The organism is Pseudomonas sp. Xaverov 83 (genome assembly GCF_019352905.1).
GTDB classification, from domain to species: domain Bacteria; phylum Pseudomonadota; class Gammaproteobacteria; order Pseudomonadales; family Pseudomonadaceae; genus Aquipseudomonas; species Aquipseudomonas yamanorum.
The window spans coordinates 313,324-319,747 of the sequence record NZ_JAAAFU010000002.1 but is presented as its reverse complement, the minus strand read 5'-3'; the positions used below and the strand labels follow the sequence as shown (position 1 = coordinate 319,747).

Here is a 6,424-nt window from a genome sequence, read left to right as displayed (position 1 = left end):
GGTCATCGTCAAGATTAAATTCCGAAACCCCTGATTGCTAACGCAATCAGGGGTTTTGTTTTGGGCGGTCGGAAAGTATGGCGAGCGAAGACTGTCAGTGTCTTGAATGCTAAAGTCCTGCCTTTCTATGCAATGGCCTTATGCATGGCTATCATGCGTGCCTCATTGTGAGGCGAGACTTGCATGCTGACGTTGTTGAAACTTCTAAAAGATGGTCGATTCCACTCCGGGGAGGCGCTTGGTGCTGCCCTGGGCGTCAGTCGCAGTGCTGTATGGAAGCAGCTTCAGCATCTCGAGGCGGAATTGAATCTACCTATCCATAAAGTTCGCGGTAGGGGATATCAGTTGGCTACGCCCCTGGTTTTGTTGAGTGCTGATGAAATTGCTCGGCATGTACCGGTTCCTACATGGACTGTTCACATCTCAGACTCCATTGACTCTACCAATGCCGAAGCGTTGCGTCTTATCGAGGCTGGCCGCACTGCGCCATTTCTTGTGCTTTCAGAGCAGCAAACTGCCGGCAGGGGGAGGCGCGGGCGGAAGTGGGTCAGTCCTTTCGCTCAGAACGTGTATTACAGTCTCGTGCTGCGGATCGACGGCGGCATGCGTCAGTTGGAGGGTTTAAGCCTAGTAGTCGGGCTTGCAGTTATGCAGGCGCTGCGGGATGTGGGTGTGCGCAATGCTGGATTAAAGTGGCCAAATGACGTTTTGGTGGGTCAGAAAAAGATCGCCGGAATTCTCCTGGAGCTGATAGGAGATCCCGCTGATGTTTGTCATGTCGTCCTCGGTATCGGCATTAATGTGAATATGCAGAAAGCGGATGAGGTCGATCAGCAATGGACCTCCATGCAGTTGGAGACTGGCAATGCTGTCGATCGTAACTACCTGGTAGCGCGTCTTGGTGTACAGCTGCAGGCTTATCTTGATCGACACCGGTTGTCCGGCTTTTCCGCGATCCAGGGTGAGTGGGAACAGAGTCATTTATGGCAGGGCCGACCGGTATCGCTCATCGCTGGTGTGAATCAGATTGATGGAGTGGTGTTGGGGATCGATGGGCAGGGTGCGTTAAGGTTGAGTGTGGACGGTGTCGAAAAAGTATATAGCGGTGGTGAGCTAAGCCTGAGGTTGCGTGATGATTCTTGAGCTCGACTGTGGGAATAGCTTTATCAAATGGCGGGTGCTTGAGTCAGATAGTGCGCGCATCTTTGCCGAGGGCGTCGTTGGGTCGGATGCCTCGTTGATCGACAGTCTGTTCGCTCTCACGGGGCTTGCGTTGAGGGACTGTCGGCTGGTGAGTGTTCGGGCCTCGGATGAGACGAATCAGCTGGTGACTGCCCTGGTGGAAGCGTTTGGCGTGAAGGTCCTCTGTGCTGCATCGGCAAGGCAGATGGGTGGGGTTCGGAACGGGTACGAAGACTTCGAGCGCCTTGGGTTGGACCGCTGGCTCGCAATGTTGGGTGGTTTTCAATTGGCGCGGGGCGCGTGCCTGGTGCTCGATTTTGGCACTGCAGCAACAGCGGACTTCATTGCTGCGGACGGTGAGCATCTCGGAGGCTTTATTTGCCCTGGCATGCCGCTGATGCGTAATCAGTTGCGAACGCATACCCGAAAAATACGCTACGACGATATTGCCGCTGAGCGCGCCCTCGAGGCCCTGTCTCCGGGGCGTACGACCGTGGAGGCGGTAGAGCGTGGCTGTACGCTCATGCTGAGAGGGTTTGTACTGACTCAGCTGGAATTGGCTCGAAGCTACTGGGGGGGCGACTTCACTGTCTTCCTCACCGGCGGCGACGCCGAGTTGGTGTCTGACTCGGTGCCTCATGGGAGGCTCGTCCCTGATCTGGTTTTTGTTGGCTTGGCGATGGCGTGCCCTTTGTCCTGAGGTTTTTATGCGTTGGCTGTTTCTGCTTTTGCTGGTCCTCAATGTCTTCTATTACATCTGGCATCAGCAGGAGGCCCCTCTGCGCGCTAAAGATGTCACGCCTTTGGCGCTCTATCGTGGCTCTCAGCAAGATATCAGGCTGTTAAGTGAATCGGCTGATGCGATGGTGCGGCGAGACAAGGTAAAGGCGCCTGAAGTGCAGCCTACATGCCTGTACATCGGCGGCCTGTCCGATCAGAAAGAGGTCCAGTCCGTCGAGCAGCGCCTTACAAGCCTGGATATCAAGGTCAAACTGCAATCCCTGAGCCTGCCTGATGCTCAGGGATATTGGCTGCGAGTAGCGCCTGAAAGCAGGCGCTTGGCCGATGATCTGCCCTTTGAAAACCTTGCTAATGAATTCAATGAGTTAAAACATAAAATAATGCCGTGTGAAGGCATTGCAACCTTCGAATAGTTTGCATAGAATGGCGCCCGCTTCGCAGTGAAGACCTCTAGGGTCGACAAGGTGAAGCGAAGGTCAACGCAGCTAACCTCATATTTTTTAATGAGAAAGTGGTTGACAGAAGGCTGGCATGATGTAGAATGCCGGCTCGCTTAGGAGGGGTTCCCGAGCGGCCAAAGGGATCAGACTGTAAATCTGACGTCTACGACTTCGAAGGTTCGAATCCTTCCCCCTCCACCATTTTAGCGTGAGCTGCAAGCTCCGCGGGTATAGTTTAGTGGTAGAACCTCAGCCTTCCAAGCTGATGATGCGGGTTCGATTCCCGCTACCCGCTCCAAGTTTGCAGGTTGTGCAAGTTGTTTCGCTCTTGTAGCTCAGTTGGTAGAGCACACCCTTGGTAAGGGTGAGGTCAGCGGTTCAAATCCGCTCAAGAGCTCCATATAACAAGGCAGATATGAAAATATCTGCCTTTGTTTTAACAGCTACCTCTGATTGATTCTGTCCTCTCTCGATGTCTTTGTTTGAGGTGGTTCAAGGTTCGAAGGGGTTTGTTGTTGTAAAGTCTTTTTCAGATCGGCATAATTGTCGGCCTGATTTTGTTTTAGGTCAGTAGCTCAATTGGCAGAGCGACGGTCTCCAAAACCGTAGGTTGGGGGTTCGATTCCCTCCTGACCTGCCAGATTCACTTGGTGTGTCTGGCTTTCTTTTCACAGGATCTTCATAGATGACTCCTAAGGCTGAAGCTCAAGGCTCTCGCTTCGATCTGCTCAAGTGGCTTGTAGTAGTCGCTGTAGTGGTTGTAGGCGTTGTTGGCAACCAGTACTACTCTGGGTCGCCAATCCTGTACCGTGTCCTCGCATTGCTCGCCCTCGCTGCTGTCGCTGCCTTTGTTGGCCTGCAGACTGCAAAAGGCAAGTCGTTTGCGGTCCTGGTGAAGGAAGCTCGTACCGAGATCCGTAAAGTCGTTTGGCCGACTCGCCAAGAAACCACGCAGACCACGTTGATCGTGGTAGCTGTTGTTCTGGTTATGGCGTTGCTGTTGTGGGGGCTTGATTCCCTGCTCGGCTGGCTTGTTTCCTTGATTGTTGGCTAAGGGTGTCCCGTGGCTAAGCGTTGGTACGTTGTGCATGCTTACTCGGGTTACGAGAAGCATGTCATGCGCTCTTTGCTAGAGCGCGTAAAGCTGGCAGGCATGGAAGATGGCTTCGGCGAAATTCTGGTTCCCACTGAAGAAGTGGTTGAAATGCGTAATGGCCAGAAACGCAAAAGCGAGCGCAAGTTCTTCCCTGGCTACGTGCTGGTTCAAATGGACATGAATGAGGGTACTTGGCACTTGGTCAAGGACACTCCTCGCGTCATGGGTTTCATCGGCGGTACCGCTGATAAGCCTGCTCCGATCACTGACAAAGAGGCAGAAGCAATTCTGCGCCGCGTTGCTGACGGTAGCGACAAGCCCAAGCCGAAGACGTTGTTCGAGCCGGGTGAGGTTGTTCGTGTTACAGATGGTCCGTTTGCAGATTTTAACGGCACTGTCGAAGAAGTTAACTACGAAAAGAGCCGGATCCAAGTGGCAGTGCTCATTTTCGGTCGCTCTACTCCGGTAGAGCTAGAGTTCAGCCAGGTCGAAAAAGTCTAGCTGAGCAAGCATCCCAACCCCGCAGCCTTAGGCTGTGGGGTTTTGTCGTCACTGGGATAAACGCGCAAGTAACCGGGGAGCCTTTCGAGGCGTTCGAACCCGTAATTGGAGTGCCTCATGGCCAAGAAGATTACCGCTTACATCAAGCTGCAAGTGAAGGCCGCTCAGGCCAACCCAAGCCCACCTGTTGGTCCAGCTCTGGGTCAGCACGGCGTGAACATCATGGAATTCTGCAAGGCCTTCAACGCCCGTACTCAGGGTATTGAACCAGGTCTGCCGACTCCAGTGATCATCACTGTATACAGCGACCGTAGCTTCACCTTCGAAACCAAGTCGACCCCGGCTTCGGTTCTGTTGAAGAAAGCTGCTGGTCTGACTAGCGGTTCCGCTCGTCCTAACACCGTTAAGGTTGGCACCGTGACCCGTGCTCAGCTGGAAGAAATCGCGAAAACCAAAAACGCGGATCTGACTGCAGCTGATATGGATGCAGCCGTGCGTACCATCGCCGGTTCTGCTCGTAGCATGGGCCTTAACGTGGAGGGTGTGTAATGGCTAAGCTGACCAAGCGCCAAAAGGCTATCGCCGGCAAAATCGAAGCGGGCAAGTCCTACAACTTTGTAGACGCTGCTGCTCTGCTGACCGAGCTGTCGACTGTCAAGTTCAGCGAGTCTGTTGACGTTGCTGTAAACCTGGGCGTTGACCCACGTAAATCCGACCAGGTCGTTCGTAGCGCTACTGTGCTGCCACACGGTACTGGCAAGACTGTACGTGTAGCTGTCTTCACCCAAGGCCCAGCAGCTGAAGCTGCTCTGGCCGCCGGCGCTGATCGCGTTGGCATGGACGACCTGGCTGCCGAAATGAAAGGCGGCGACCTGAACTATGACGTCGTAATTGCTTCCCCGGATGCAATGCGCGTTGTAGGTCAGTTGGGTCAGATCCTTGGTCCACGTGGTCTGATGCCTAACCCTAAAGTCGGCACCGTAACTCCAGACGTAGCTACCGCGGTTAAAAACGCCAAGGCTGGTCAGGTTCGTTATCGCACCGACAAAAACGGCATCATTCACACCTCCGTTGGCAAAGTCGGCTTTGATGCCGTCAAGCTGAAGGAAAACGTTGAAGCCCTGATCGCTGATCTGAAGCGTATCAAGCCAGCTTCCTCGAAAGGTATCTACGTCAAGCGCGTTACCCTGAGCACCACTATGGGCCCAGGTCTGGTCATCGACCAAGGCTCGCTGGACGTATAAGACACAAATTGGCGCAAGTAATTGCGCCAATTGAAAGATTGGGGTCCCTGCCTGGCGGGGGCTATCCAAGACCGTAGGCGACGCAAGTCTTAAACCACAAGCCTACGCAGATGGTGCTCCCGGTTCCTTACCGAATCAGACACCAAAACGACATCCGGCCTAGGCCAGATGAAACGGTAACAAGCAGGAGTTAAACCCGTGGCAATTAATCTCGAAGACAAGAAGGCCATCGTCGCTGAAGTCAACGAGGCTGCCAAAGCTGCTCTGTCCGCTGTCGTGGCTGATGCCCGTGGTGTGACAGTAGGCGCTATGACCGGACTCCGTAAAGAGGCTCGTGAAGCTGGCGTATACGTACGTGTTGTACGTAACACCCTGCTCAAGCGCGCTGTTGCTGACACTGAATACAGTGTCCTCAACGACGTGTTCACCGGCCCGACTCTGATCGCGTTCTCCAAAGAACATCCAGGCGCTGCTGCCCGTTTGTTCAAAGAATTCGCCAAGAGTCAGGATAAGTTCGAGATCAAGGCAGCTGCGTTCGAGGGCAAGTTCCTCGCAGCTAACCAAATCGACGTACTGGCAACACTGCCGACCCGTAACGAAGCTATTTCTCAGCTGATGAGCGTGATTCAAGGCGCTACCAGCAAGTTGGCTCGTACTCTGGCCGCAGTTCGCGAGCAAAAAGAAGCTGCCGCAGCCTAAGGCTGAGCATCTCCTCTCGCGTATTTTTGTTTATTTCGATGGCCGCGTAGGCCGTCCCCCAATTCAGGAATTACAGCAATGTCTATCTCCCAAGACGATATCCTCAACGCCGTAGCTGAAATGTCGGTTCTGCAGGTTGTTGAGCTGATCAAAGCTTTCGAAGAAAAATTCGGTGTTTCCGCTGCTGCTGCTTCGGCTGGCCCAGCTGTTGCTGCTGTTGCTGCTGAAGAGCAAACCGAATTCAACGTCATGCTGCTGGAAGCTGGCGAGAAGAAAGTAAACGTGATCAAGGCAGTACGTGAACTGACCGGTCTGGGCCTGAAAGAAGCCAAGGCAGTAGTTGACGGTGCCCCTGCCCAGGTTCTGGAAGCAGTGTCGAAAGACGCAGCTGACAAAGCTAAAGCAGTGCTGGAAGAAGCAGGCGCTAAAGTCGAGCTGAAGTAAGCATCGACCTTGCGTCTCCAGCCCAAGCGTTAAGCTGAAGGCTGATGGCTGGTGGCTCTTGCCACCGGCCTTTTTCC

9 protein-coding genes and 4 tRNA genes are annotated in these 6,424 nt (G+C 53.9%); all 13 read left to right on the top strand.

The window, feature by feature from the left end:
- The first annotated feature begins 183 nt into the window (after positions 1-183).
- The 13 genes from birA (at position 184) to rplL (ending at position 6,347) form a co-directional block, all read left to right on the top strand.
- Positions 184-1,143, top strand: coding sequence for a bifunctional biotin--[acetyl-CoA-carboxylase] ligase/biotin operon repressor BirA (gene birA / locus K0H47_RS01715; protein WP_063026811.1), 960 nt, complete (start codon positions 184-186; stop codon positions 1,141-1,143).
- Positions 1,133-1,882, top strand: a complete 750-nt coding sequence (locus tag K0H47_RS01710) for a pantothenate kinase (protein WP_093204522.1) — start codon at positions 1,133-1,135, stop codon at positions 1,880-1,882. Before birA ends, K0H47_RS01710 begins: the two co-directional genes overlap by 11 nt.
- Before the next feature lie 7 nt (positions 1,883-1,889).
- Positions 1,890-2,336: a hypothetical protein gene (locus K0H47_RS01705; RefSeq protein WP_063026815.1), complete on the top strand. Its 447-nt coding sequence runs from the start codon at positions 1,890-1,892 to the stop codon at positions 2,334-2,336.
- A 143-nt stretch (positions 2,337-2,479) separates the two neighbouring features.
- Positions 2,480-2,564 (top strand) — tRNA-Tyr (locus tag K0H47_RS01700).
- 23 nt (positions 2,565-2,587) lie between these two features.
- Positions 2,588-2,661, top strand: a tRNA-Gly gene (locus K0H47_RS01695).
- A gap of 26 nt (positions 2,662-2,687) precedes the next feature.
- A tRNA-Thr gene (locus K0H47_RS01690) sits at positions 2,688-2,763 on the top strand.
- A 164-nt stretch (positions 2,764-2,927) separates the two neighbouring features.
- Positions 2,928-3,003 (top strand) — tRNA-Trp (locus K0H47_RS01685).
- A 45-nt stretch (positions 3,004-3,048) separates the two neighbouring features.
- Positions 3,049-3,417 carry a preprotein translocase subunit SecE gene (secE, locus tag K0H47_RS01680; RefSeq protein WP_003210099.1) on the top strand — a complete coding sequence of 123 codons (369 nt, stop codon included), beginning with the start codon at positions 3,049-3,051 and terminating at the stop codon, positions 3,415-3,417.
- Positions 3,418-3,426: 9 nt separating this feature from the next.
- Positions 3,427-3,960: a transcription termination/antitermination protein NusG gene (nusG, locus tag K0H47_RS01675; protein WP_003176436.1), complete on the top strand. Its 534-nt coding sequence runs from the start codon at positions 3,427-3,429 to the stop codon at positions 3,958-3,960.
- Positions 3,961-4,077: 117 nt separating this feature from the next.
- On the top strand, positions 4,078-4,509 hold the full coding sequence (gene rplK / locus K0H47_RS01670) for a 50S ribosomal protein L11 (RefSeq protein WP_003210097.1): 432 nt from the start codon (positions 4,078-4,080) through the stop codon (positions 4,507-4,509).
- Positions 4,509-5,204 carry a 50S ribosomal protein L1 gene (rplA, locus tag K0H47_RS01665; RefSeq protein ID WP_003176434.1) on the top strand — a complete coding sequence of 232 codons (696 nt, stop codon included), beginning with the start codon at positions 4,509-4,511 and terminating at the stop codon, positions 5,202-5,204. Before rplK ends, rplA begins: the two co-directional genes overlap by 1 nt.
- Before the next feature lie 198 nt (positions 5,205-5,402).
- Positions 5,403-5,903, top strand: a complete 501-nt coding sequence (rplJ, locus tag K0H47_RS01660; RefSeq protein WP_010174464.1) for a 50S ribosomal protein L10 — start codon at positions 5,403-5,405, stop codon at positions 5,901-5,903.
- Between the two features lie 78 nt (positions 5,904-5,981).
- Positions 5,982-6,347, top strand: coding sequence for a 50S ribosomal protein L7/L12 (gene rplL, locus K0H47_RS01655; RefSeq protein ID WP_003210093.1), 366 nt, complete (start codon positions 5,982-5,984; stop codon positions 6,345-6,347).
- The last annotated feature ends 77 nt before the right edge of the window (positions 6,348-6,424 follow it).